The sequence below is a fragment of the Veillonella atypica genome, assembly GCF_041431435.1.
Classification (GTDB): Bacteria; Bacillota; Negativicutes; order Veillonellales; family Veillonellaceae; genus Veillonella; species Veillonella atypica.
In genome coordinates this window covers 245,174-271,027 of record NZ_JAPVXV010000003.1, presented here as the reverse complement: position 1 = coordinate 271,027, position 25,854 = coordinate 245,174, and the positions used below count along the sequence as shown (strand labels likewise).

General features: G+C 40.2%; 22 protein-coding genes. 13 read left to right on the top strand and 9 right to left on the bottom strand.

Features of this window, described 5'->3' with window-relative positions:
* Positions 1–74 precede the first annotated feature (74 nt).
* The 3 genes from pflA to pflB form a co-directional block, all read right to left on the bottom strand.
* Complete coding sequence (gene pflA, locus O3598_RS05340; RefSeq protein ID WP_005376673.1) at positions 75–860, bottom strand: pyruvate formate-lyase-activating protein; 786 nt, start codon at positions 858–860, stop codon at positions 75–77.
* A 12-nt stretch (positions 861–872) separates the two neighbouring features.
* On the bottom strand, positions 873–1,112 hold the full coding sequence (gene grcA3 / locus O3598_RS05335; RefSeq protein ID WP_005376651.1) for an autonomous glycyl radical cofactor GrcA3: 240 nt from the start codon (positions 1,110–1,112) through the stop codon (positions 873–875).
* Between the two features lie 67 nt (positions 1,113–1,179).
* Entirely contained in the window at positions 1,180–3,297 is a 2,118-nt protein-coding gene (gene pflB / locus O3598_RS05330; protein WP_005381464.1) for a formate C-acetyltransferase, read from the bottom strand.
* Positions 3,298–3,675: 378 nt separating this feature from the next.
* Here pflB and O3598_RS05325 point away from each other — a divergent pair, with 378 nt between their 5' ends.
* From O3598_RS05325 to O3598_RS05310, 4 genes are all read left to right on the top strand, one after another.
* Positions 3,676–4,542: a DMT family transporter gene (locus O3598_RS05325; protein ID WP_371452061.1), complete on the top strand. Its 867-nt coding sequence runs from the start codon at positions 3,676–3,678 to the stop codon at positions 4,540–4,542.
* A 205-nt stretch (positions 4,543–4,747) separates the two neighbouring features.
* Positions 4,748–5,770, top strand: coding sequence for a methionine ABC transporter ATP-binding protein (locus tag O3598_RS05320; RefSeq protein WP_371452060.1), 1,023 nt, complete (start codon positions 4,748–4,750; stop codon positions 5,768–5,770).
* Complete coding sequence (locus tag O3598_RS05315; protein ID WP_005381510.1) at positions 5,770–6,441, top strand: methionine ABC transporter permease; 672 nt, start codon at positions 5,770–5,772, stop codon at positions 6,439–6,441. Before O3598_RS05320 ends, O3598_RS05315 begins: the two co-directional genes overlap by 1 nt.
* Before the next feature lie 54 nt (positions 6,442–6,495).
* Positions 6,496–7,320, top strand: coding sequence for a MetQ/NlpA family ABC transporter substrate-binding protein (locus O3598_RS05310; RefSeq protein WP_005384421.1), 825 nt, complete (start codon positions 6,496–6,498; stop codon positions 7,318–7,320).
* 471 nt (positions 7,321–7,791) lie between these two features.
* Here the strand turns inward: O3598_RS05310 and O3598_RS05305 are convergent, their stop codons facing one another.
* Positions 7,792–9,549 carry an ABC transporter ATP-binding protein gene (locus O3598_RS05305; protein ID WP_316595921.1) on the bottom strand — a complete coding sequence of 586 codons (1,758 nt, stop codon included), beginning with the start codon at positions 9,547–9,549 and terminating at the stop codon, positions 7,792–7,794.
* Positions 9,546–11,435: an ABC transporter ATP-binding protein gene (locus tag O3598_RS05300; RefSeq protein ID WP_371452059.1), complete on the bottom strand. Its 1,890-nt coding sequence runs from the start codon at positions 11,433–11,435 to the stop codon at positions 9,546–9,548. Before O3598_RS05300 ends, O3598_RS05305 begins: the two co-directional genes overlap by 4 nt.
* A 218-nt stretch (positions 11,436–11,653) precedes the next feature.
* On the opposite strand from O3598_RS05300, the gene O3598_RS05295 reads away from it, so the two are divergent.
* The 3 genes from O3598_RS05295 (at position 11,654) to O3598_RS05285 (ending at position 14,302) form a co-directional block, all read left to right on the top strand.
* Positions 11,654–13,120 carry a DASS family sodium-coupled anion symporter gene (locus O3598_RS05295; protein WP_119209100.1) on the top strand — a complete coding sequence of 489 codons (1,467 nt, stop codon included), beginning with the start codon at positions 11,654–11,656 and terminating at the stop codon, positions 13,118–13,120.
* Between the two features lie 217 nt (positions 13,121–13,337).
* On the top strand, positions 13,338–13,742 hold the full coding sequence (locus O3598_RS05290; protein WP_005384425.1) for a PACE efflux transporter: 405 nt from the start codon (positions 13,338–13,340) through the stop codon (positions 13,740–13,742).
* 59 nt (positions 13,743–13,801) lie between these two features.
* Complete coding sequence (locus O3598_RS05285) at positions 13,802–14,302, top strand: ECF transporter S component (protein ID WP_016476101.1); 501 nt, start codon at positions 13,802–13,804, stop codon at positions 14,300–14,302.
* A 125-nt stretch (positions 14,303–14,427) separates the two neighbouring features.
* On the opposite strand, the gene O3598_RS05280 is transcribed toward O3598_RS05285, so the two are convergent.
* The gene (locus O3598_RS05280; RefSeq protein ID WP_016476100.1) at positions 14,428–14,703 is read right to left on the bottom strand and encodes a hypothetical protein; all 276 of its coding nucleotides are present in this window, start codon (positions 14,701–14,703) and stop codon (positions 14,428–14,430) included.
* Positions 14,704–15,426: 723 nt separating this feature from the next.
* On the opposite strand from O3598_RS05280, the gene O3598_RS05275 reads away from it, so the two are divergent.
* The 6 genes from O3598_RS05275 (at position 15,427) to O3598_RS05250 (ending at position 22,294) form a co-directional block, all read left to right on the top strand.
* Positions 15,427–17,589 carry an S-layer homology domain-containing protein gene (locus O3598_RS05275; protein ID WP_316065026.1) on the top strand — a complete coding sequence of 721 codons (2,163 nt, stop codon included), beginning with the start codon at positions 15,427–15,429 and terminating at the stop codon, positions 17,587–17,589.
* Between the two features lie 238 nt (positions 17,590–17,827).
* A complete protein-coding gene (locus O3598_RS05270) occupies positions 17,828–18,313 on the top strand; it encodes a GNAT family N-acetyltransferase (protein ID WP_316589592.1) in 486 nt (161 codons plus the stop codon).
* A 157-nt stretch (positions 18,314–18,470) separates the two neighbouring features.
* On the top strand, positions 18,471–19,220 hold the full coding sequence (locus O3598_RS05265) for a DUF969 domain-containing protein (RefSeq protein ID WP_016476098.1): 750 nt from the start codon (positions 18,471–18,473) through the stop codon (positions 19,218–19,220).
* 1 nt (position 19,221) lies between these two features.
* On the top strand, positions 19,222–20,151 hold the full coding sequence (locus tag O3598_RS05260; RefSeq protein WP_371452058.1) for a DUF979 domain-containing protein: 930 nt from the start codon (positions 19,222–19,224) through the stop codon (positions 20,149–20,151).
* A gap of 53 nt (positions 20,152–20,204) precedes the next feature.
* Positions 20,205–20,858 carry a pyroglutamyl-peptidase I gene (pcp, locus tag O3598_RS05255; RefSeq protein WP_038141567.1) on the top strand — a complete coding sequence of 218 codons (654 nt, stop codon included), beginning with the start codon at positions 20,205–20,207 and terminating at the stop codon, positions 20,856–20,858.
* Positions 20,859–20,965: 107 nt separating this feature from the next.
* Positions 20,966–22,294 carry an S-layer homology domain-containing protein gene (locus tag O3598_RS05250; protein WP_371452056.1) on the top strand — a complete coding sequence of 443 codons (1,329 nt, stop codon included), beginning with the start codon at positions 20,966–20,968 and terminating at the stop codon, positions 22,292–22,294.
* Positions 22,295–22,513: 219 nt separating this feature from the next.
* On the opposite strand, the gene rbsB is transcribed toward O3598_RS05250, so the two are convergent.
* The 3 genes from rbsB to O3598_RS05235 are packed head-to-tail and all read right to left on the bottom strand — an operon-like array spanning position 22,514 to position 25,842.
* Complete coding sequence (gene rbsB / locus O3598_RS05245; protein WP_005384445.1) at positions 22,514–23,416, bottom strand: ribose ABC transporter substrate-binding protein RbsB; 903 nt, start codon at positions 23,414–23,416, stop codon at positions 22,514–22,516.
* 9 nt (positions 23,417–23,425) lie between these two features.
* Entirely contained in the window at positions 23,426–24,361 is a 936-nt protein-coding gene (locus O3598_RS05240; protein ID WP_004697939.1) for an ABC transporter permease, read from the bottom strand.
* Positions 24,361–25,842, bottom strand: a complete 1,482-nt coding sequence (locus O3598_RS05235) for a sugar ABC transporter ATP-binding protein (protein ID WP_005384448.1) — start codon at positions 25,840–25,842, stop codon at positions 24,361–24,363. The genes O3598_RS05240 and O3598_RS05235 overlap by 1 nt, the downstream gene beginning before the upstream one ends.
* Positions 25,843–25,854: the final 12 nt, after the last annotated feature.

Sequence of the window (25,854 nt, the reverse complement as noted above, 5' to 3'; positions counted from 1 at the left end):
TTTTCGTTTAGGGCTAGTATCATAGATCAAGTTTTTAATATATATATGATATATATCAAGGGAGGTAGTTATCCTCAAACTTGATTATGATTAGTTTGTGTTTTGATGGGACTCCACCAATGTCTACGATATGCTTTTATGCCTTCTACAACGGTTTTGCTCGCTTTGGCGGCTAAATCCTTTGTAGCGGCCGGGATGCCATCAAGGCGGTAGGTAATCCCTAACTCCTTGTATTTGGCAACACCCATCACATGATATGGTAAACAGTCGACGGCTTGTAAGTTGCGTAGTGATCCTAAGAAAAAGCCTAGCCTATAGTGACGATCTGCATTGTCTGTAACGGTAGGTACCACCACATGACGCACCCAAATCGGCACATTTACATCAGCTGTCAGTTTTGCGAATTGAAGGATTGGTTCTAAAGGCTGTGCGGTTAGCCATTTGTGGACAGTAGGGTCGATGTCCTTAATATCCAAAATGACGAGACTCGTTACGCTCAGTAACTTACGGTATGCCACCTCTTGGTGGGGATCAAAACAAATTCCACTTGTATCTAAACAGGTATGGACGTTTCTTTCACTAAAATATGTGAAAAGCTCGATGACAAAGTCAATTTGCATCAATGCTTCCCCACCTGTGACAGTAATGCCACCGTTCGTATAGAACTGACGGTTACGTTCGTATTGCTGCCAAATTTCTTCAACGGTCATGAACTTAGCTTCTTGGCTTTCTTCATTCCACGTATCTGGATTATGGCAATAGGCACAACGCATGGGGCATCCTTGAAGGAATACCACCATGCGCATGCCTGGACCATCAACCGTACCCATCGTTTCTAGTGAATGAATACGTCCTGTCATAGAAAACCTCGATTAGATTTGTTGATGGAATGTACGGGAAATAACTTCATCTTGTTGTTGTTTCGTCAATTTGTTGAAGTGTACTGCATAACCAGATACACGAACAGTCAATTGAGGGTACAACTCAGGATGTTTTTGAGCGTCTAACAATGTTTCACGAGTGAACACGTTAACGTTCAAATGGTGACCGCCCTTTTGGGAGTAGCCATCCAATAATTCTACCAAGTTATCCACTTGTTGTTGGTTGCTCATGGGTATTCCTCCTTTCAACCAAAATACGAGTATTGACGCCGGTGAAAGCATACAATACGGTGGAAGATTATTTATCTTCCTCTATAGTAACATTTGGTTCGCTGCAAGCGAAGTTTGTATTGCTGTTAGGCAATTGAGAAGGGTCTAACTCAATATCAAAATCGCCTACGGATACAAATGTTTCACCAGATTTACCTAATGCGTCTGGAACGATGGAGAAGGTATTGGAAATACCGTCAGAGCAATCGCGCCATGGCATTTTTGCAACGGAAGATAACGAAGCTACGGCACCGTGAGAATCACGACCATGCATAGGGTTAGCACCAGGAGCGAAAGCTTGACCAGCTTTACGGCCATCTGGTGTGGAACCTGTTGCAGTACCATATACTACGTTAGAAGTAATTGTTAACAAGCTCATAGTAGGAACGGATTGACGGTATGTAGGATGTTTACGCACCTTGTTCATGAATGTGGAAACAACCATGGAAGCCAAGCTATCTACACGATCGTCATCGTTACCATATTTAGGGAATTCACCTTCGATTTCGAAATCAACAGCGATGCCGTTTTCGTCACGAATAGGTTTTACCTTAGCGTATTTAATAGCGGACAAGGAATCAGCTACTACGGATAAACCAGCAATACCAGTTGCGAACCAACGAGTTACCTTGCGGTCATGCAATGCCATTTCTAGTTTTTCATAAGCGTATTTATCATGCATGTAGTGAATGATGTTCAATGCGTTTACATATACGCCTGCCAACCATTCCATCATGTCGTCGAATTTTTCCCATACTTCGTCAAAGTCTAAGTATTCGGATGTAATAGGACGGTATTTAGGACCGATTTGTTTCTTAAGTTTTTCGTCAACGCCGCCGTTAATTGCGTAAAGCAAGCATTTTGCTAGGTTAGAACGAGCGCCGAAGAATTGCATTTCTTTACCAATACGCATTGGGGATACGCAACATGCGATAGCGTAGTCATCACCAGAGTTAGGACGCATCAATTCGTCGTTTTCGTATTGGATGGAAGAAGTTTCGATGGATAATTTCGCACAGAAACGGCGGAAGCCGATTGGCATGCGAGGGGACCATAGTACAGTGAGGTTTGGTTCTGGAGCAGGACCAAGGTTAGTCAATGTATGTAGGTAACGGAAGGACATTTTGGAAACCAATGTACGGCCGTCAGTACCCATACCGCCGATGGATTCAGTAGTCCAAACAGGGTCGCCTGTGAACAAGTTGTTGTATTCGTGGATACGTGCGAAGCGAACCATACGCAATTTCATGATGAAATGGTCTACGAATTCTTGGATTTGTTCTTCTGTGTATGTACCATTGCGAAGGTCGCGTTCAGCATAGATATCAAGGAATGTAGAGTTACGGCCGATGGACATAGCGGCACCGTTTTGTTCCTTGATGGCACCAAGGTAACCGAAGTAAATCCATTGCATAGCTTCGCGAACGTCTTTAGCTGGTTCGGAAATGTCGTAGCCATAGGATGCAGCCATTTCTTTTAATTCTTTCAAGGAACGGATTTGTTCTTTGATTTCTTCGCGGTCACGGATTACGTCTTCTAGCATATCACCCATAGTGATGCTGAATTCTTGGTTTTTCTCTTCGATTAAGTAGTCGATACCATATAGAGCGATACGACGGTAGTCACCGATGATACGGCCACGGCTATATGCATCTGGCAAGCCAGTTACGATGTGCGCTGTACGAGCAGCACGCATTTCTGGAGTGTATACATCGAATACGCCGTCATTGTGAGTTTTACGATGTTTTTTGAAGAAGTCCTCTGTTTGAGGATCCATTTTAAAGCCATATTCTTCGATAGCAGATTTTGCTGTACGAAGGCCGCCATAAGGGAACATAGCGCGTTTTAGAGGTTTATCAGTTTGTAAACCAACGATAGTTTCAAGGTCTTTGTCGATATATCCTGGGGCATGCGCAGTGATGTGTGTAGCCACGGAAGTATCGGCATCAAGCATGCCACCTTTTTCGCGTTCTTCTTCGTATAGTTTCATTACCTTGTCCCACAATTTTGTAGTACGTTCTGTAGGACCAACTAGGAAGGAGTCGTCCCCTTCATAGGGAACATAGTTTCTTTGGATAAAGTCGCGTACGTCAATCGCTTTATCCCACACACCTGTGTTAAAATCTTTCCATGCAGTATGTTGCATTTTGCACCTCCATAAATGGATATAACTATAGATTTTGATATATCTAGTGTACAATGTTTATCTAAAACTCACAATATATAAATGATATGGATTTTCAATACATACTATGCAAATTTCGTAAGAATAGGTGTTATTTGTAATTTAATAATATTGGAAACACTATGTAAATATATTGAAAGTGTAGTACTTAACTTGCTTTATTTGGGTGTGTATATTTGAAAGAACTAATTTTTGTATTATCTTTAAATAATGAAAACTTATATCAATAAATGGAAAGTATTCGATATATTGTGATGGATCTTCTTGGAATTGTAGGGTGTTATTATGGTAATATTTAGATAGTATTGATTATGGAATTACGTAGAAAGGTAGATGCTAATGACAAATCGTATGAAAGCCATTTTAGGGGCATCTGCCACCATTGCCGTTTGGGCTACGGCGTTTCCTTTTGGTAAAGTAGCATTGCAATCAGTAGATGCATTGACACTCTCGGTAGCGAGGGTTGTAGGTGGTGCTATACTCATGCTAATTATTGGTGTATTTAAGGGATTACATATACCTACATCTTGGCGTGAGTGGGGCATATATATTCTGTTAGGGGCTACAGGAAACTTCGTTTACCAAGTCGTTTTTAATGAAGGATTGCGAACAATACCGGCCGCTACATCTAGTATTATTATGGCTTTGACACCGATGACTACAGCGTTGATGGCATTGGTAGTCTATAAGGATAAAATACGCCCTATAGGTTGGCTCTTCACCATAACTGCTTTTATAGGTGTGGCCGTTATTATTTTTTGGAATTCCACTCTGACCATTCCAATGGGGGCCATATGGACGTTGATTGGTATGATACTGTTTGCGGTTTATAATATTCTAAATCGCGGGCTTAGTCTGAAAGGTTATAACTCTATTACTATCGCTATGTGGTCCATGTTTACAGGTGCTATTATGGCACTACCTTTTGCAGATCATGCTATTGAAATGATTGTAGCCGCACCAGTCACTGCGAAGCTTGCTATGGTATACCTAGCATTCTTTTCCAGTGCATTAGGATTCGTATTCTGGAGCTATGCCTTTGAACATGCTGAAAAAGTTTCGGATGTAACCAATTTTATGTATATCTCGCCAATCGTGGCAGCCGTAGTAGCAGCCTTTTTATTAGGAGAATATCCTAATATGGGACTCTATATTGGAGCGCCAATTATACTAGGATCATTGTACTTATTTAATCGATATAGATAAATAAAAGAACCTCAACCTTTTTTGAACTGCACCCCAAAAATTGGACACAATTTTTGGAGGTGCAGTTCATTTAGTTTTGAGGTTTTTTTGTGTTTGACAGTCATTATAAATTGTAGTAATCTAAGTATACAATTAAAACATACTTTAAAGATATGTTTTAGAAAAATATTAATTCCTACTAATGTATAGGGAAATAGGTGGTACAGTGATTGCTATACGAAATGTAACGAAAGAGTTTGACGTTAATAAGCAAAAGGTTACTGCATTATCTGATGTAAACTTTACCATAGAAAAAGGCGATATATTTGGCATTATTGGCTTTAGTGGAGCTGGTAAATCTACACTGCTTCGCATGATTAATGCCTTAGAGGTACCTACCTCTGGTCATGTTGAAATAGATGGTGTGAATATCAATGGTTTAAGTTTTAATGAGCTTAGAAAGGTTCGTAAGCGCATCGGTATGGTTTTTCAACAGTTCAATTTGTTGAATGCTAAATCTGTGTATGATAATGTGGCTATCCCACTAATTCTTAATAAAGTGCCAAAATCCGACATTGATAAAAAAGTTAAAACCTTATTAGACTTTGTTGATTTGGGCGATAAAGCAAATGCATATCCTGGAGAATTATCTGGTGGTCAAAAACAACGCGTTGGTATTGCTCGTGCATTAGCTACAGATCCATCCATATTGCTTTGTGATGAAGCAACCAGTGCTCTAGATCCTGATACAACAGATTCTATATTACAATTACTAGAACGTGTTAATCGTGAACTAGGAGTAACAGTAGTTATCGTAACTCATGAGATCGATGTAATTCAGAAAATATGTAATCGAGTTGTAGTTATGGAGCATGGAAAGCTCATAGAGAGCGGATCTGTACTTGAGGTGTTTAGTAAACCTAAACACGAAACAACAAAGCGATTTGTTAGGACTGTAATTCCTGATGAAATTCCATCAACAGTGAAACATACATTAGCTTGTGATAAAAGGCCATACACAATTCTTAAGATGCATTTCTTAGGAAATAATACGACAGATAATGTTCTATATCATATTAATAAAACCTTTGATTTAGAAACGAGTGTATTATTTGCTACGGTAACAGAATTAGAACATACTGTGCTTGGTATATTTATTGTTCAGTTTATTGGCGATGATTTTGAGGTGGGCAAGGTAAAAGAGTATCTTGTCGCTCAAGGTATTGAATGGCAGGAGGTGACACTATAATGGATTTCTTCATGCAAGAACTTGGTGTTCCAGGATCGCAGTTATTATTAGCCGCAGAACAGACATTATATATGGTGTTCCTATCTCTATTCATTGGTACAGTACTAGGTCTAATTATCGCAGTCACACTGGTAGTAACAAATCCTAATGGTATCGTTAAAAATAGTATTGTTTATACCATTACAAATACAATTGTTAATATTGTGCGTTCTGTACCATTTATCATTTTGATGGTGTTTATATTACCGTTAACTAAGATGATTGTAGGTACTCGTGTTGGTACAACAGCGGCTATTGTACCACTTGTTATATTCATTGCACCTTATCTTGCCCGACTCTTTGAGAACTCTATTTTAGAGGTTAATAAAGGCATTATCGAGGCAGCACAATCGATGGGGGCCTCTCATTTTGAAGTGATTTGGCATTTTCTTTTACCAGAAGCAAAGGGTTCGCTTATTTTATCTATTACAACGGGTACTATTGGTCTAATCGGTGCTACTGCTATGGCTGGTGCTATTGGTGCTGGTGGTGTAGGTGATTTGGCCCTCACCTATGGTTATGAACGATTGAACTTCCCATTGATGTTATTTACCGTAGTTATTTTGATTATTTTTGTTCAAATTATTCAAACAATAGGTAACTATTTTGCACGTCGTGCGCGTCGTTCCTAATTTGATGAAATAGATTTTAGTTATATTGATTGTGAAAGTATAGGAGAAAATACTATGAAATTTAAAAAGCTTCTTGCCCTTGGTGCAGCATTAGTATTCAGCGTAGCTTTTATCGCAGGCTGCGGTTCTAATAATAGCGATAATGGTGCTAAAAAAGAATTAACCTACAGTAAATCTCAGGGGCCTTACTCTGAATTGTTTGAAAAAGGTGTAAAACCAATTTTGGAGAAACAAGGCTATACCTTTAAAGGCGTAGATATGTCTGATTTGGTACAAGCTGACCAAGTGTTAAGTGATGGTGAGGTTGACTTTAACGTTGAACAACATACAGCATACATGAAAAACTTTAACGAAAAACAAAATGGTCATCTTGTAGCATTAACACCAATTCCAACAGTACCAGCAGGTATCTTTAGTGGTTCTAAAACATCTTTAGATCAAGTAGCAGATGGCGACACTATTGCTGTACCTAATGATGCATCCAACATGGCTCGTGCTTATGCGTTATTGCAAAAAATCGGTTGGATTAAGCTTGATCCTAACAAAGATTTAGCAACAGTAACTCAAGCAGATATTATTGAAAATCCAAAACATCTTAAATTTACAGAAATGAAATCCCTTACAATTCCTTCTGTACGTACTGATTTCGATTATATCGTTATTACAGGCGCTATTATTTATAATGCAAAAATTGATCCTAAATCTGCATTGGCAAATGAAGACGTATTGCCACAATGGTTATTACAACTCGTAGTTAATGAGAAAAACAAAGATGCACAATGGGCAAAAGACATCGTAGCAGCTTACCACTCTCAAGAATTCAAAGACTACATGGAAAAAAATAACAATGGCCTATGGTTTGTACCAAAAGGTGAATAAGAAGGGATACTAAATCGAAATAAAGTATCTTGGTGTTCTACTTGTTCTCTAGATAGGTTCATGATATACTTTTACTAGAGAAACGTGCTATGCATATGCACAAATAAGAGAACCACTGATAAGTTGCAGCTTATCAGTGGTTCTTTTGTTTTTACGGAACAACCCGAGGCTAGTTACCAATTAACAAAAATAGCAAGTCTAACCATTTACAAATATAATAAGAAATTATATTTATCATGACTGCTAAGAGAAGAGAAACAAACGTACTACGCATAATGCACCTCCTTTCCATTACCGGATTTGGAAAGGTTGGTAACATCTTTATTTTAGTACTAATATTTACATCAGAGTATATTAAAGAAATGATTAATATAGAGGTTGATAAAGTATATATTTATAAAGTTGGGAATATCATTTTTCACAAAAAGTTATAGATAATTCCTTCATTCATTGTTAATTGCTATATGAATTTTACATACTTATTCCTGCTACATAGTTTTCGTATAGTTCTTTATAGTGACCACCGCGTTCAATCAGTTCGTGATGTGTCCCTTGTTCTACAATGGTACCGTTTTCTACTACGAGTAGGAAGTCCGCATTCTTAATTGTAGACAAGCGATGGGCGATGATGATACTTGTACGTCCTTTGAGGAGGGTATTCATAGCTTTTTGAACCTCCACCTCGGTGCGTGTATCTACATTTGCTGTTGCTTCGTCGAGGATGAGAATACTAGGGTCTGCCAAGAAGGCACGAGCGATGGTGATTAATTGGCGTTGACCTTGAGATAGGTCATCACCACCTTGTTTGAGAACTGTATCATAGCCATCTGGCAAGGTTCGGATAAAGTGATCTGCCATGGCGAGTTTGGCAACGTATTCAATTTCTTCACGACTAGCATTTGGTTTGCCGTAGCCAATATTATCTGCGATAGTGCCTGTAAAAATCCAAGCATCTTGTAATACCATGCCTACTGTGTTGTGTAAGCTTTCACGAGACACATCGCGAATATCGACACCATCGATGGTGATGCGGCCATTTATAATGTCATAGAAGCGCATAATAAGGTTTACCAATGTGGACTTGCCAGCACCTGTAGGACCTACAATAGCTACCATGGCGCCGCCAGGAATATGGATGTTGATATCCTTCATAAATACATTGGACGGCGTATAGCCAAAATCAACATGTTCAAAATCTATAGTGCCTGGATGTGTTGATGTATTAGCTAGCGTTTTCTTACCCGTATCGATTTCGGATGGTGTATCAATAACCTCGTAAATACGGCCCAAGGCCGCCGCAGTTTCTTGGAATTTTGTGAGGATATAGGAACTGCGGGATAGAGGGTCCGAAACTTGACCGACATAGAGGAAGAAGGCTTGGATATCACCAATGGAAATAGAACCACGTAATACCATGAGCCCCCCTTGAATGGCAACGAGGCAATAGGTGATTTGATTTAGAAATTTAACGAGCGGTTCTACTAGTTGACTTGTGAAAGCAGCATTTCGCATACTTTTAAAGAGATTCTCGTTAAGTATGTTTACTTGATGAGTAGTGGTTTCTTCTAGTCCAAAGGTTTGGATAAGCGGTTTTCCTACTACGATTTCCTCTATACCACAATTGAAAGCACCTAGAGCACTTTGGTTTTTGAGATAGATGCGACGCGCTCGTTTAGATAACCATGTTAAACATACGATACCTATGAATATAATAGCGATGATAGAGATGCCTAGTATAGGGCTAATCCACAGCATCATTGCAGTAGCACCAATAATGCCGATAATGGCAGATACAAGGCCTGGCACGCCTCGGCCTATTGTTTCTGCTACAGTATCTAAGTCAGAGGTGAGACGGCTTAGTAAATCACCTCGCTGGTGATCGTGAAAGTACTCGATAGGCAATGAGTATAAATGAGTACTCATGCGTGTACGTAAAGCGAGTACTGTTTTTGAACCGATAGAGGCCATCATGTATTCCCCAAAGTAGGTGAATAAGGCATGTCCACTATAGATGGCAATGAGCCAGAGGATGATTGTATCAATAGAGGCAAAGATAGTATTGATATCTTGATCTGTTTGTAATCCACTAACAATAGCATCTACGACCTTGCCAAGTAACACCGGAGCAGATACCTCAAACATAGCAGCTGTAATAAGTGCTAGGATAAGCAGTGCGAGCCAACCCCATTGGCTTTTAGATTCTATTAGGAAACGACGTAATGGGCTCATGCTGTCACCTCCTGAGATGCTAAAATTTGTTGATATACAGTAGAGGTAGTTGCTAGCTCATCATGTGTGCCATATCCTGCAACTTGACCTCTGTTGATGATTAGAATATGGTCTGCTTTTTTAGCAGCACTTACCTTTTGTTCTACAGAAATGAGAGCAGGGCGATTATCCTTTTGCAATTCTTCGTATAATGCACTGCGAACAGCACGTTCTGTGGTACCATCGAGAGCAGAGAAGCTATCGTCGAATATGAATAAATCAGGTTTACGCACTAAGGCTCTAGCCATAGCAAGGCGTTGTCGCTGACCACCTGATAGATTAGTGCCCCCTTGAGCGACCATATGTTGGTAACCACCTTCAAGACGGTCGATAAATTCATCTGCCTTGGATAGACGACATGCATTTTCTACATCTTGAGCGGTAATTTCCTGATTTGGTGCTGCACCATATCGTACGTTCATATCTACTGTACCAGTAAATAAATAAGCTCGTTGTGGTACATAACCGATTCGGGCACGCAAGTCATCTACATTCCACTCATAAATGGACTTACCTTTAAAGAGAATATCTCCAGATTCAATAGAGAAGAGGCGAGGGATAAGATTGGTGATTGTACTTTTACCAGAACCGATATCGCCCATAATCGCTAACGTCTCGCCATGATATACCGTAAAGGAGATATTTTCCAGCGCAGGGGACTCAGCATTGTCGTAACGGAAGGTAACGTTACGGAATTCCAGAAGTGGTGTATTATCGGTTGAGGTTGAGGTTGAGGTTGAGGTTGAGGTTGAGGTTGAGGTTGAGGTTGAGGTTGAGGTTGAGGTTAAGGTTTCTGTTTCTGTTCCTGTAGAGTTTTGGTAGCTTCCTTGATTAGTAGAATACTTAGTAGATTGAGAAATTGAATTTGTCATACTACTAGCATATGGTTCAGGGAATGAATCTGTATTTTCGTGTTCTAACAACTCACGAATACGAGCGTAACACACGATAGCTTCCGGGATGTCGATGATTACGAATATGGCCATGAGCATACTCAATAGGATGAGGTTTGCATACTCGATAACGGCCATGATGTCACCTACTTGTAGGGAACCCATGCTGACGTTGTAGCCGCCGAGCCAGAGAATAGCAACGGTGCTCATATTAAATAGAATGAGTATCGTCGGTAACCCGATGGCAAAGGTTTGGCGCAGCTTTTTGTTCAGTTGGGCGGATTCTGTAAAAATAACAATTTCCTTGTCGTTTTCGTAGATTTTTCTGTTGAAAGCTCTGATAACAGGCATACCTACGATATGATCTCGAACCATATCGGTGATATCATCTAGCTTTAATTGAATAGCTTTGATAATTGGTAAGGCGCGACTTTCAATAAAGATAATGGTAAATATCATGCAAGCCATAACGGCAAGGATGACGAGACCTAGTTGCCAGCTCTTATAGAAGGTAAGTCCTAGACCGACGCAAATCATGAGTGGCATAGGGAGGATCATATTTAAACCTTCCCCGAGAACAGATTGAATTTTTTCTACGTCTCGGCTTGTGCGCATCAAGATGGTGCCAGTACCAAAGTGTGTAAAGTCGCGGAGTGAAAAGTATTGTAATGCTTTTACTAGATCGTCACGCAATACCTTGCCTACAGATGCTGAAATATGAGCACTCATAGCAACACCTAGAATAGCGGATAGGACGGTTAGTAATGCCACAACAAGCATGTTCATGCTAGAGGTGGTAATCATCTCTAGGTCGCCTTTAAGGACACCATCATTGATGATGGTTGCCGTCAATGTTGGTATATATAATGTGCCTGCTACAGTGAGTAACGAAAGGACCGATACGATGATGGCAGGAAACCATAAAGGTTTTATATAGTGTATGAATGGTTTCATTTAAATCCTTTCAGTAAAATTAGGTGAATTAACAATTTTAGATATATATTATATTGCATAAATTTAAAATTATCTAGTAGGATGAAATTTATTACTAAAAGTTTATTATCAATTAATAAGTATTATGATTAAGTTTATATCATCTTATTAAAATTTTTGATATACTAAATAGGCATTTTTTTGCAATTTTTGTTTTGAAGTAGTAAGGAGAGTTTCTAATGAAGTTGAATTGGAAATTATTCGCACCGCTTGTAGTAGCTATTCTTGTATGGCTCATCGGCGCTCCTGAAGGTCTTAGCGCAAATTCTTGGATTTATGTAAGTATTTTCGCAGGCCTTGTGGTAGGTTTGATTTTAGAACCAATGCCACCAGCTTTTATCGGTATCATTGCTGTTACCGTATCTATGTTGTTTAAGGTTGGTCCTGCCCCTGTGGTAGATAAAGCAACCGGTGTCGCTAAGGCGATTACTGATGCGCAAGCTATCAGCTGGGGCCTCAGTGGTTTCTCTAATGCTATCGTATGGTTGATCTTTGCAGCCTTCATGATTGGTATTGGTTATGAAAACTCTGGCCTTGGTCGTCGGATTGCTTTGTTCCTCGTAGCAAAGCTTGGTAAGTCCTCTTTAGGCCTTGGTTATGCCATTGCCATTACGGACCTTGTGTTAGCTCCATTTATTCCAAGTAATGCGGCTCGTTCTGGTGGTACGATTTATCCAATCGTATCTAGTATTTGTCCGATGTTTGACTCCTATCCAGATAAGAACCCTCGTAAAATTGGTTCCTATTTGAACTGGGTAGCGTTGGCAACTACATGTGTATCTAGCTCCATCTTCTTGACTGGTGCAGCGCCAAATCCATTGGCTCTAGAATTGTCTGCTAAATCTGGTATCGTAGCGGCGAACTGGGGCACATGGTTCTTGGCATTCTTGCCAGTAGGCCTTATCTTGTTCATCATCACTCCATTGTTGACCTATGTATTCTGCAAACCAGAGGTGAAAGGCTCTCCTGAAATTGCAGCCTGGGCAAAGGATGAGTATAAGAAACTAGGTTCCATGACACGCAGTGAAATCTTCATGGCCTTAATTTCTGTATTGGCTCTTGTGTTGTGGATTGGTGCTTCTACATTCAAAGTAAACCCTACAACAACAGCTTTGATCGTTATTATCTTGATGATTTTCACTAAGATTATGACATGGCAAGACTTCCTTGCTAACAAACCAGCATGGAATGTTTTGACTTGGTTTGCTACACTCGTACCGATGGCTTCTGGCCTTAAAAACGTAGGCTTCTTAGAATGGCTTGCTAAATCTGCTGGTGGTTCTTTGGTTTCTTTAGATCCTACAATGGCAGTTCTTGGTTTGTTATTAGCATTCTGCTTACTTCGTTACTTCTTTGCTTCTGGCACTGCTTATGTAACAGCTATGGTAGGCTTGTTTGCTACTCTAATTCTTCAAATTCCTGGTGTTGATCCAGCTCAAGTTATGTTAATTCTGTTAGTACCAATGGGTATTATGGGTATCCTTACACCATATGGTACTGGTCACAGCCCAATTTGGTTTGCTAGTGGCTATAACAAAGGTCCTGAATTCTGGAAATTAGGTGCTATCTTTGGGATTATCTACCTCGCGATCTTTATCGTAGTGGGTATTCCATGGATTCAGTTCGTAATGCCACTTTTAGGATAATAAAATAGGGACCCACGGAACATTCTATTCGCACTCCAGTTCTTCGCAAGTCGCACTCACAGAATGTTCCGTGGGTCTTTTTTTATCCTAAAGTGGAGTGACTCACTTAGAGGCAAGTCGCTCGATAGATATATTAGGGCTTTTTCATACCTAAAATGAAACTCTAGATTGTGTTATAATAACGCATATAGAGGTTGCATATAAACGCGAGGTATATATGTCTATTCTTGAACGTACGATACAATCAGTAATATTTGAACTGGGTGCGATTTTAATAGGGATGTTGGTCATTGAGTTTATTCCTCATGAGGGGCAACCGTTGTTGCTGATGATATTAATTTCGTTGACTGCAGTCATATGGAATTTCATATTTAACTGGATCTTTGATAAATTAGTACCAGGTGATCGATTGGCACGAGGCCCTGTAATTCGCACGATTCATGCTGTATTGTTTGAAGGTCTATTATTGGCGGCTACGGTGCCAATGATTATGTATATGATGAGTATCACCCTGTGGATGGCTTTTATTACGGATATTTCTATGACTTTGATTATCTTGGTGTACACCTATGTCTATAACTGGGTGTATGATCGGGTACGTTTATTTTTTGTGAAAGCTTAATCTATTTGTTTGAGGTAAGTACCTCTTGTAAAATTTATATCGTATAAGTGGAGGTTCTTATGTCTACAAAATCTATTACAGGCACCGGCCTTTTGTTGGCCGTAGCCTTGTTAGCGCAAAGTTTGCGTCTTATGTTTCCATTTATTCCGAATCAGATCAGCATGTTCCTTATTGGGTCTATCACATCGGCTACATTTGTGCTTGCCACATGGCGTTATGGTTGGAAAAATGGTCTTGTTATTGCCTGGGTTGCGCCAGTTGTAGCACATTTACAAGGCATGTTACCATTGCCACCATTTATTTTTATTACAGGATTAGGCACGACAGCCTATGTATTAGTCGCACATTGGTTGCAACATAAACCAAAACTTTTACTTATCATTGTGGCTGCATTGGTGAAAGCAGGCGTTCTATTTGGTGGATATTCGTTGTTTTTTTCTTTATTCCAACTTCCACCAAAGATTGTAAATGCCATGCTCTTTGTATCTAGTTGGCCACAACTTGTGACATCCTCATTAGGGATTATTTTGGCATTGCTAATTATGAAACGTGTTAAATAGGTTTGATAGTTCTTTTATAATAAATCAAATAGATAATAAAAAGGTGTTACACATCCTCGTTGTATTGATAACAGCTAATACTGTTTCAATAGGGGATGTAGTAACACCTTTTTATATGAGATATTCTATTGTTTTTTCTTAAAAGATTTTAGGATGAAACCACCCACAGTCCCAGTGATACCAAAGCCTAATAGACCCATGCCAATTGTATGCATTAAAATACTACTTTGATTGTTTTTAGAGATTTCTTGTGCCGCTTGCATTGCACTAGTAGCTTTTTTTGCAATCTCCACATTGTTAGCTGATGGATCTGGAATGACAAATAAGATTACAATGGCAATAATTAAACTAATAATACCAGCAATGAATAAATACTTTCCGCGTTGGTTTACTTTTTCCATAATATCCTCTCCTTTATATATTACGAAATAAGATATATAGTGTTCATCTTGATTATATCCTGTATGTATATAAATGTAAATTAATAATTCTGTATATGATTTTCGTAATTAAGTACTTATGGAAGGTTAGTGAAAATGAAAAGGGAAAAGGGAAAAGACCGTTTATAGTTTGTTTAAAAATAGAGATTTGATGTGGTTGAGATAATGTTCGAATTAATATTAAAATATATTTAAAAATACATAAAAACAACTAATTATTCAGTATTGTAAATGAATAGAAACATCTAGTATTCATAATTTGTTCATGAAAATATAGTGAGGGTGATGTGTTTTGGATTTGCTGTGCTTATTAAAATATTGATTATTTATAAGTAAATTGATGTATCGTATGAAAAGGGTACAAAATATTCTGATTTTAAAGCTCATCATAAAAATTGATGAACATATCAATAGGGTATAGAACAATGGCAATCAAGCTATTTTTGATGTATGTGAAGTGTTATTAATGAACTTTATATGGAAAAAAGTCTTGTGCATATCGTAAAATTTTGATATGCTATGCAAGTAATTAACAATATAAATTTTTCTTAAACTAACTCAAACATAATTATTTAGAGATAGAGAGAAAAATATGTTTAGGTTAGGCTAAAGAGAGAGGCGAATAGAGAGGCTGAAAAATTGTATTGTATATTGTTAAGGATTTTAATTTAGTGAGGGTGTAAGATGAGAGAAAACAAACATTCCAAAAAATTAGCATTTGCAGTATTGGCTGCTACAGCAGCTGTTGGTGTATCCGCAGTTGCTCCTGTTAGTGCGGCACCAATTAATACTGCTGATGGTTTAATTGTAACTAGTGATACACCAGTATCCAGCAATGTGACAGTACCAACAACTGTAGTAACAGGTTCAGGTAATATTGCAGTAGGCCAACAAAATGAAGTGCGCAGCACATCTGGTTCTACTAGTGCATTTGGTAACCAAAACTATGTAAATGGACAAGATGCTAATGCTTTTGGTGATGGCAATGCAGCATTTGGCCGTTATGCACAAGTATTTGGTGACACAAATGAAGCAAATGGTAATCAAACCGTAGCATATGGTTATAACAACATTGTAGGTGAATTCCAAGCAGCAGCAACACCAACAGATTCCCATCGTGTGAATCCAACTACTGCAGCAAATCGTTCTGCTGCTGTTGGTGTACAAAATAAAATCGCTGGTGGTGCAGAAAATGCAACAGCTTTTGGTGTAGGCAATACAGTATCTATTGCAGACCATTCTTTCCGAGATCGTACAAGCGATAATGAGCCAGATAGTGCTACGCGCCAAGCGGGTTCTTATGGCGCTAACTCTGTAGCTGTTGGTAATTCTAATACTGTAAGTGGTGATGCAGCAATTGCTATTGGTAGCAAATCTCAAGCAACATTAAGCAATGCAACTGCTATTGGCAATACTGCGACTGCTAATCGCGTTGGAACTATAGCAATTGGTACACGTGCACAAGCAGGTGATTTTGTTGCTAATCCTAATGTCGCTACAGATGCTCAATTGGCTAGTAAATTGTCTGCTCGTCAAGATGGTGCAGATCGTGCCGTAGCTGTTGGTTATGAAAGTCGTGCTGTTGGATACAAATCTAATGCAATTGGCTCTGGTGCATGGGCATTAGATAATCACTCTACCGCTATTGGTTCCTCTGCGCAAGCCACTGCTAACCATGCACAAGCTTTTGGTGCAGGTGCACAAGCGACAGGTGTGCGTTCTAATGTATTCGGTTCTGACGCTATTGCAAACGCAGATTACGCCATTGCTATTGGTAATAAAGCGAATGCATCTGTTGCAAATTCCATCGCATTAGGTGCTGATTCAACTACTCGTGCAGCAACTAGTGTAACTAATGGTGTTGTAGCAGGTCATACATTTGGTGGCTTTGCAGGTACAAATCCTGTTGGCTCTGTATCTGTTGGTAATACAAATGAAGTACGTCAAATTCATAATGTAGCAGCTGGTAAAATTTCCGCTGACTCCACAGACGCTGTAAATGGTAGCCAATTGTACTCCGTAGCAAATGATTTACAAACTCAAATCAACAACTCCACACCAGGTCAAATCAATAATAATATTACTAACTTGAATAATCGTGTAGGTGATGTAGAACAACGCGTTAACAAAGTAGGTGCAGGTTCTGCTGCATTGGCTGCGTTACATCCATTAGACTTTAACCCAGATGATAAATGGACAGTAGCTGCTGGTTATGGTCACTACCATAATGCTAACTCTGCTGCATTGGGTGCTTTCTACCGTCCTAATGAAGACACAATGTTCTCCATCGGTAGCACAGTAGGTAATGGTAATCCTCAATTAAATGCAGGTGTATCCATTCGTCTTGGCAAACGTGCACCTGAATCTCGTTCCCGTGTAGCTATGGGCCGTGAAATTGCTGAATTGAACGCACGTCTTCAAGATATTGAAAATAAATACAATAACTTGTTACAAGTATTGAATCCACATGCAATCGATCCTAGCAAAACTGCTGAATTCCCAGATGTTCCTCGCAATCACTGGGCTTACCAATACATTAGCCAATTGGCTGGTAATGGTATCCTTGTTGGTTACCCTGATGGCACATTCAAAGGCGATGCAACAATGACTCGTTACGAATTCGCAACTATGTTGTACCGTGCTCTTCAAAACGGTGCACCTATCGATGATAACATGCGTCGTGCTATGGATGAATTCCAACCTGAATTACAAAATATTCGTCTTAACCATTACCGTGTTGACCGTATTTCTGGTGGCGATAATGACCGTCATAAAACAGAACGTGTTCGCGTTAACAACGAACCTAAAAACCAACGCGACGTATATGGTTCCCGTATTAGCCAATAATACATTGACTATAACTTCCCCTCGAGCTTGTGAAAGCTCCAAAACAGGATGTATCCTCGTGATGCATCCTGTTTTTGTTTATTATAAAGATTATAAAACTTCATCAAATATTTATGTAAAATTATTGCATTTAGATACATATAGTAGTATAATTACATTCATGATAATAAATATACAGAATATATGTATAAAATATAAAAATAGTAGTTTGATAAAGATATAAAATGAGGGCAAGACAATGAAAGAATTCAGACAATTAACAGTAGAAGATACAGCGGAATACCATAAGGTTTTAATTGATGGTTATGCAGCTATTAAAGATTTTCCAATTACCTTTGATGCCATCGATTTTACCGAAGAAGAATCTAAAGAGTGGATTGAAAACTATCCTGTATATGGATTGTATATTGACGGACAATTAGTGAGCTCTATTACATTCTGCATGCCGTGGGTTAAATACTCTACACCGGATAAATTTCCACATATTGCCCATTTCGTAACAGCACCAGCTTTCAAAGGCAAAGGCTTTGCACGGGAAACACTAGGTTATGCAGAAGAGTTGTTAAAAACTCAATTTAAGACACCAGCTGTTACATTGGGGACGGCTAAAGAGCACCCATGGTTGCCTAAGATGTATGAATCCTTTGGATTTAAAGCTTATGATCAAGTACATTTTAGAGGAAAACAACATACAACGGTATTGTTTAAAAAAGACTTGATATAACTAATACAAGCACCTCGTGAGAATATTCCTCATGAGGTGTATTTTTTTGTATAAGATAGTGCAGAATTTTTACATTTAGATATATAATATATACATATATGTCATATCTATGCGTTCGTTTTGAATGGTAGATGGTTTATTGAAAGGATGTGAGACTATGTTAGTCTTATCTGGTATTTTAGTGATGGTCATCGGTCTGATGCTGCGCTTTAATGCCTTGTTAGTTGTCGTAGCCGCAGGTTTTGTAACGGGCCTTGCAGGTGGTCTCAGTATCAACGATATCGTTGGTGCCATTGGGGAGGCTTTTGTTAAAAATCGTTATATGTCATTATTTATTTTGATTTTACCTGTTATTGGTCTTATGGAACGTCATGGCTTACGTGAGCGGGCAGAAATTTTGATTGGCAAGATCAATGCTGCTACGGCTGGTCGTATCTTTATGATTTACTTATTTGTGCGCCAAGTAACTGTAGCTTTTGGTATTAATATGTCCGGTATGGTTGCCATGGTACGTCCGTTGATTGCACCTATGAGTGAAGCTGCAGTAGCTCAAGGTCGCCCAGTATCTCAACGTACTCTTGATAAGGTGCGTGGTGTAGCTGCTTCTGCAGATAATACAGGCAATTTCTTCGGTCAAAACTTATTCCTTGCTGCTGGTGGGTTATTGCTTATCAAAGGTGTTATGGAACAATTAGGCTATTCTGTAGAGTTAACAGATATGGTGTTATACGGATTGCCAACTGCTGTTTGTGCCTATATCGTTAACTTCATTCGCTTTATTATCTTTGATAAAACAATTCAAGCCTCTGTAGCGCGTGACGAAGAGGATATGAAAGCTGGTAAATTAGTACCTAATGAATTTAATATCCTTGTTACACCAGAAGAATTAAAGAAGGAGGCTGAATAATATGTTAGAACTTATCTATAAAATGCAGCCCTTAGATTATGTATACCTTCTCGTAGGGATCATCTTATTTATCTTTGCCATTCAATCATTTTTAGATAAAGAACATAAATATCGTATCGGTACAGGTTTATTCTGGCTCTTGTACAGCGTGTCCTTTATCTTTGGTTCTTATCTATCAAAAGAAATCAATGGCTGGCTCGTTATCGCCATGGCTGTTATCGTCTTGGTAAAACAACTCGGCAAAGGTCATTACTTTGAATCTCCTATTGAATTCAAAAAAGGCGAAGCAGTTCGTATTGGTAATGTTATTTTCGTACCGGCCTTACTTGTTGGTATCATTACCTTCGTAATCGGTTTCTTCACTAAATTAGGTGCTCTTGTAGGCATTGGTATTGCGGCCATCATCGCAATGTGCGCTGCTCTTTACATCACTAAGGGTTCATTTAACCAAGGCTTCCATGAAGGTCGTCGTCTTATCGATGCTATCGGTTGGACTGCTATCTTGTCCCAATTATTAGCGGCCCTAGGCTATCTATTTAATTTGGCTGGCGTTGGTAAAATTATCTCCAGTGCTGTAGCTAGTGTGGTGCCTGCAGATAATGTATTCCTCGTAGTTGTAGCATACTGCATCGGTATGGTCATCTTCACAATGATCATGGGTAACGCTTTTGCAGCCTTTGCGATGATTACAAGTGCTATCGGTGTTCCAATGCTCGTTGTAGCTCATGGTGCAAACCCAGCTGCTATTGGTGCTATCGCAATGCTTGCTGGCTATTGCGGTACCTTGATGACACCGATGGCTGCCAACTTTAACATTGTACCGGTAGCGCTTCTTGAAATGCGCGACCAATACGGTGTTATTAAAGCTCAACTTCCAATTGCATTGATTATGCTCTTGTTGAACATCCTATTGATGTACTATTTTATTTAAGACCTTGTTCTGTGGATGAACAATCTTTTGAAATATCCTTATGAGGTGTTATGATGAAAACTATTTTAATTACTGGATTTGATCCATTTGGTGGCGAACCTATTAATCCTGCATGGGAAGCTGTAAAAACGATGGATGGTTATACTGATGGCGATTACAAGGTGGTAACTCAAATGGTGCCAACTGTACGTTATACTTCTGTTGATACTGTGAAAGCAGCTGCTGAAAAATGCCAACCAGACTTTATTCTATGTGTAGGACAAGCAGGGGGCCGTCCAGATATTACAGTGGAACGTGTTGCTATTAACTGCGATGATTTTCGTATTCCAGACAATGCAGGCAATCAACCAGAGGATGAGCCAATCGTAGCTGATGGGCCTAGTGCGTACTTTGCTACATTGCCTATTAAAAATATCGTCAATGCATTGCATCAAGCGAGCATTCCTGCAAAAGTTTCTAATACGGCTGGTACCTTTGTATGCAATCACTTGATGTATGGTGTATGCCATTATGCGGCACAAAAGGGCAATATCAAGGCTGGTTTTATGCACATTCCGTACTTGCCATCTCAAGTGGTGGATAAACCAAATCAACCAAGTATGGCTGTTGAAACTGTGCGTGCCACATTAGAAACCATCGTGCATGTATTGGCTCATGGTGAAAGCTACAAGGCACAAGATATTAACTATACAACACCTCATGAATAGGCGGTATCTTTAATACGTGTATCGCATGTTATATAGTATGATGATGCGGTGTAGAGAATATAGAGTCATATATTTTGTTTGTGTATAGATGAGAGTGGGTTATCTCTATGAATAGAAAATTAGTAGCAAGTTTAGTTTCTTGTTTTGTATTGGGTTCTGTTAGTGCCTATGCAGCCAATCCATTTAGTGATGTAGAGCCTTCTAGTTGGGCCTATCAATCAGTAGAACAATTGGCATCTGCCGGTATTATTAATGGTTATCCAGATGGGACTTTCAAAGGCAATAAAGATATTACACGCTATGAAATGGCTCAAATGGTAGCGAAAGCCATGGCGAATCAAGACCGCGCTAATGCGGAACAACAAGCTATGATTAATCGCTTGGCCGATGAATTTAGTAATGAACTCAATACATTGGGCGTGCGTGTAGCAAAATTAGAAGATCAAGTGGGTAATGTGAAGGTAACAGGAAATTATCGTTTACGCTATCGCGGCAGCCAATTGAAAAATGATGCGTATGCTTATGGAAAGCATTCCTCCTTTGATTATCGGGCGCGTGTGATCTTTAATGCTAAGGTCAATGATAAAACCGATGCCGTTGTTCGTGTACAAGGTTCCGGTGAGCTCGGCAATAGCAATGCTAATATAGCTCAGGTAAATCTTGCCTATGTAGATCATCATTTTGGTAAAGACACAACATTGCGCGTAGGCCGTCAACTCTATACGCCTGCACTAGGGCTCATGTATGATGACCTCATCGATGGGGCGCGCCTTATGTATAAACATGGTAAGCTAGATGTATCCGCTAGCTATGGTTACTGGTGGGGTGGTGCAGGTACGTACCAAAATAAGGAAAACACTATCTCTGCAGCTATGCTAGAAGTGAAAGGTAAACTTAACAAACATGTTACCCTTGGCGGTATGTATGGCCGATTCCATAATGGTAAATTATACCAAGGTCAAGACATTGATGCGGCTACAGGTAAACAAGTTAAATCCTTTATCGAATCCCCGTACAAAAATATTTGGGGCCTTAACGCGAATATGAACTTCAACCGTTGGAACGCATTCGGCGAATGGCTTACAGCACCAGGCATATCCAATTCCCAAGCTTGGATGGCTAGTATAGGTTATGGTAATTACAATATTAGTAAAGCTCGTACCTATAGCGTACGTGGTCAATATTACTATGAAGAAGCTAACTCGCCTGTCTTCAGTAGTGCCTTTGCACCGGCCTATAGCTTCTACAATCAACACTATGTGGATACTAAGGGCGTTGCTCATGTACGTAATGGTTTTAAAGGCTTTGTAGCTAATGTAAACTACGTACCATTCCAAAATGTATCCATCGGTGCTTACTATGGCTTCGGCAATAAAGACATGGACGGTAATAAATTAGGTGATTACTGGCGTACAGACGTGAACTTTATGTTCTAATCTCAGAACGTCCTATACATGTGGTTTCAGTATTAGTACAGGCCTGTACTAATTCTCAGAAAGGATATATAGGGGTACTACAAAATAGAACAGGCCTGTTCTATTTTGTAGTAGGGGATGTATTCGAGCTCTTGTATCCTATTGTCCTACAATATAGCAATAAAAAAGAGTCGCTCCAAATGGTGCGACTCTTTTTCTGTACCCAGTTTCTATATACAATTATTTTGTAACAACTTTAAGATCTACAGGGATTTTAGCTTCTACAGCTTCGCCTTTGATAACTTTTTGAGCTGTATCGATAGCGATTTTACCCATTTGGTCTGGTTGTTGAGCAATTGTTGCAGCCAATGTGCCGTCTTTAACAGCTTTGTCTGCGTCAGCAGTACCGTCGAAGCCTACGATGAAGATTGTTTTGCCTGCGGATTTAGCTGCTTGGATAGCGCCTAATGCCATTTCGTCGTTATGAGCGAAGATAGCTTGTACGTCTGGGTTAGCTTGCAAGATATTTGTTGCTACGTTCAAACCTTTTGTGCGGTCGAAGTCAGCACTTTGTTTTGCTACTACTGTTAAGTCTTTGTCAGCTACGTTGTGGAAACCTTGGCCACGTTCACGAGTTGCGGAAGCACCAGGGATACCTTCGATTTCAGCTACTTTTGCAGCTTTGCCAACTTTATCAACGATTAGTTGAGCTGCCATTTCGCCGCCTTTTACGTTATCAGAAGCGATGTGAGCTACTACTTTGCCTTTATCAGCAGAACGGTCAACAGTGATTACAGGAATGTTTTTAGCGTTTGCTGCTTCTACGGAAGTAGAGATAGCTGCAGAGTCTACAGGGTTGATGATCAATACGGAAACGCCGCTTTCAATCAAGTCGGAAATATCATTTGCTTGTTTTGCAGGGTCATTTTGAGCATCAACGATTTTAACTTTAAGACCAAGCGCTTTAGCTTGAGCCTCAACGCCTTCTTTCATAGATACGAAGAATGGGTTGTTCAATGTGGAAACAGAGAAGCCGATAGTGCCGGATTTTTTGTCGCCGCCGTTATCAGCGCTTTTACCACAGCCTGCTACAAGACCGATAACCATAACGGCCATCGCCAACAGTAACAATAGTTTTTTCATAGGAACCTCCTAGGCTTTCTTACGGTCTGCAAGAACAGCCAGTAAAATAACAATACCTTTTACAACTTGTTGATAGAAACTGGAAACGTCGAGAATATTTAACCCATTGTTGAGGGTACCAATAATGAGGGCACCAATTAATGTGCCAACGATATGACCACGACCACCAGCAAGGCTTGTGCCGCCAAGAACTACTGCTGCGATAGCGTCAAGTTCGTAGCCTGCACCTGCTGTAGGTTGTGCAGAGTTAAGACGAGAAGTGATGATTGCACCAGCGATACCACAGAGCATACCAGTCAAGGCATACACGAAGATTTTAACGCGGTCAATCTTGATACCAGCAATGTAACTTACCTTTTCACTACCACCTACGGCGTATGTTTTACGGCCTAAGGATGTGCGGCTCAATACGAACCAGAGGATGATGAAAGCAAGGAACATTGTGATGGCTGGAACTGGAAGGCCTGCAATATCCCCTTGGCCAAAGCCGTGGAATAGAGGATCTTGAGTAAGACCGGAGATTGGGTTACCGTCTGTGAATACTAGCGTCGCACCACGGTAGATTGTCATGGTCGCCAAGGTAGCGATAAATGGAGCTACGCGGCCATAAGTAATAACGAGACCGTTAATACCGCCCAATACAAGGCCTGCACCGGCGGCTAATACAATAGCTAATACAGGGTCAGTACCAGTTACGATGAGGTTGGCCATTACTGCACTAGAGAGGGCAAGGATAGAACCAACGGATAAGTCGATACCGCCAGTTAAGATGACGAAGGTCATACCAAAGGCGATGATCGCATTGATGGATACTTGGCGTAACAAGTTACGCAAGTTAGAGAATTCAAGGAAACTGTCGTTCATGACAGAGATAATGATAAATAATAGGATGAGGCCGATGAGGGGGCCTAATTTTTTCACATATTGTAGAGCTTTGCTGTCCATTATTGTCCTCCTGTGGCTAATGTCATAATCGATTCTGGTGTTGCATCGCTGCGGTCCAAGATACCTGCTACGCGACCTTCATGAATGACCATAACGCGGTCGCTCATGCCTAGCACTTCAGGTAACTCAGAGGACACCATGATAATGGACACACCATCGTTCGTTAATTCGTTCATTAAATCATAAATATCACGTTTCGCACCGATATCGATACCGCGTGTCGGTTCGTCCATGATGATAATGGATGGCTTTTTACCTACCCATTTAGCGATAACCACCTTTTGTTGGTTACCACCAGATAGGGACGATGCCGGTTCGTGAATAGATTGTGTTTTAACGCCTAGCTTTTTAGACAATTCGTTAGCAAAGGAATTGAGCTTGCCCTTATCCAGCACATGAGATGGACAAATGTCGCCAAGGTTCGGCAATGTAATATTGGAACCGATGGAGAAATCGAGGATCAAGCCTTCGCTCTTTCTATTTTCTGTGATGAAAGCAATGCCAGCTTTGATGGCATCTTCTGGTTTTTTACAATTGAGAACGGATCCGTTAACTGTTACGGTACCGCCATTGTGTTTATCTACACCAAAGATAGCGCGCATGATTTCTGTACGGCCAGCGCCCATAAGGCCTGCTACGCCGAGGATTTCGCCTTTGCGCAATGAAAAGGAGATTTCGTTGTCGAAACTTTCTGGTTTGAGGTTATCGACGCTCATCACAACTTCGCCTGGTGTAGTTGTACGAGCAGGGTAGAACTCGTCGATAGAACGACCTACCATGTGGCGTACCACTTCATCTACAGAAATCTCAGCAGTTGGTTTTGTAATGATGGTGTGACCATCACGCATAACCGTGATGGTATCGCATTCGCTAAATACCTCTTCCATACGGTGAGAGATATATACGATTGCCACGCCACGGGCTTTCATTTTGCGCATCATTTTGAACAATGTCGCCGTTTCACGTTCTGTGAGGGCTGCTGTCGGCTCGTCCATGATGACAACCTTGGCATCTAACATCAAGATACGAAGGATTTCCGTCATCTGTTGGTGACCGACGGAGCAAAGACCTGCTTCCGTTGTGAGCGGCAATTCGATACCTAGTTCGCGGCACGTATTTTGTGCTTCTTCGAGCATCGCTTTTTTATCGAGCATACCGAATTTATTGCGCTTCGGTCTCATTAAATATAGATTTTCTAACAATGTTAGATTTGGCCAAATGTTGAGCTCTTGGTGGATGAACGCCACACCGTTTAGCTCGGCCTCTCTTGGGTTCGGGAAGGTCCGCTCTACGCCGTCGATGGTGATTTTACCAGCGTCTGCCTTGTGAATCCCGGTAAGGATATTCATGAGGGTGGATTTGCCGGCGCCGTTTTCGCCCATCAAGGCGTGAACCTCGCCCTCCTTGAGGGTAATACTTACATCGCGTAGTACTTGGTTCGTACCAAATGCCTTTGCAATGCCTGACATAACAATTTCCATAACTACTCCTAT

Bases quoted from the DNA above. Each gene is read 5' to 3' on its own strand.
- pflA (WP_005376673.1), bottom strand. From the start codon at position 860: ATGACAGGACGTATTCATTCACTAGAAACGATGGGTACGGTTGATGGT.
- grcA3 (WP_005376651.1), bottom strand. From the start codon at position 1,112: ATGAGCAACCAACAACAAGTGGATAACTTGGTAGAATTATTGGATGGC.
- pflB (WP_005381464.1), bottom strand. From the start codon at position 3,297: ATGCAACATACTGCATGGAAAGATTTTAACACAGGTGTGTGGGATAAA.
- O3598_RS05325 (WP_371452061.1), top strand. From the start codon at position 3,676: ATGACAAATCGTATGAAAGCCATTTTAGGGGCATCTGCCACCATTGCC.
- O3598_RS05315 (WP_005381510.1), top strand. From the start codon at position 5,770: ATGGATTTCTTCATGCAAGAACTTGGTGTTCCAGGATCGCAGTTATTA.
- O3598_RS05310 (WP_005384421.1), top strand. From the start codon at position 6,496: ATGAAATTTAAAAAGCTTCTTGCCCTTGGTGCAGCATTAGTATTCAGC.
- O3598_RS05305 (WP_316595921.1), bottom strand. From the start codon at position 9,549: ATGAGCCCATTACGTCGTTTCCTAATAGAATCTAAAAGCCAATGGGGT.
- O3598_RS05300 (WP_371452059.1), bottom strand. From the start codon at position 11,435: ATGAAACCATTCATACACTATATAAAACCTTTATGGTTTCCTGCCATC.
- O3598_RS05295 (WP_119209100.1), top strand. From the start codon at position 11,654: ATGAAGTTGAATTGGAAATTATTCGCACCGCTTGTAGTAGCTATTCTT.
- O3598_RS05290 (WP_005384425.1), top strand. From the start codon at position 13,338: ATGTCTATTCTTGAACGTACGATACAATCAGTAATATTTGAACTGGGT.
- O3598_RS05285 (WP_016476101.1), top strand. From the start codon at position 13,802: ATGTCTACAAAATCTATTACAGGCACCGGCCTTTTGTTGGCCGTAGCC.
- O3598_RS05280 (WP_016476100.1), bottom strand. From the start codon at position 14,703: ATGGAAAAAGTAAACCAACGCGGAAAGTATTTATTCATTGCTGGTATT.
- O3598_RS05275 (WP_316065026.1), top strand. From the start codon at position 15,427: ATGAGAGAAAACAAACATTCCAAAAAATTAGCATTTGCAGTATTGGCT.
- O3598_RS05270 (WP_316589592.1), top strand. From the start codon at position 17,828: ATGAAAGAATTCAGACAATTAACAGTAGAAGATACAGCGGAATACCAT.
- O3598_RS05265 (WP_016476098.1), top strand. From the start codon at position 18,471: ATGTTAGTCTTATCTGGTATTTTAGTGATGGTCATCGGTCTGATGCTG.
- O3598_RS05260 (WP_371452058.1), top strand. From the start codon at position 19,222: ATGTTAGAACTTATCTATAAAATGCAGCCCTTAGATTATGTATACCTT.
- pcp (WP_038141567.1), top strand. From the start codon at position 20,205: ATGAAAACTATTTTAATTACTGGATTTGATCCATTTGGTGGCGAACCT.
- O3598_RS05250 (WP_371452056.1), top strand. From the start codon at position 20,966: ATGAATAGAAAATTAGTAGCAAGTTTAGTTTCTTGTTTTGTATTGGGT.
- rbsB (WP_005384445.1), bottom strand. From the start codon at position 23,416: ATGAAAAAACTATTGTTACTGTTGGCGATGGCCGTTATGGTTATCGGT.
- O3598_RS05240 (WP_004697939.1), bottom strand. From the start codon at position 24,361: ATGGACAGCAAAGCTCTACAATATGTGAAAAAATTAGGCCCCCTCATC.
- O3598_RS05235 (WP_005384448.1), bottom strand. From the start codon at position 25,842: ATGGAAATTGTTATGTCAGGCATTGCAAAGGCATTTGGTACGAACCAA.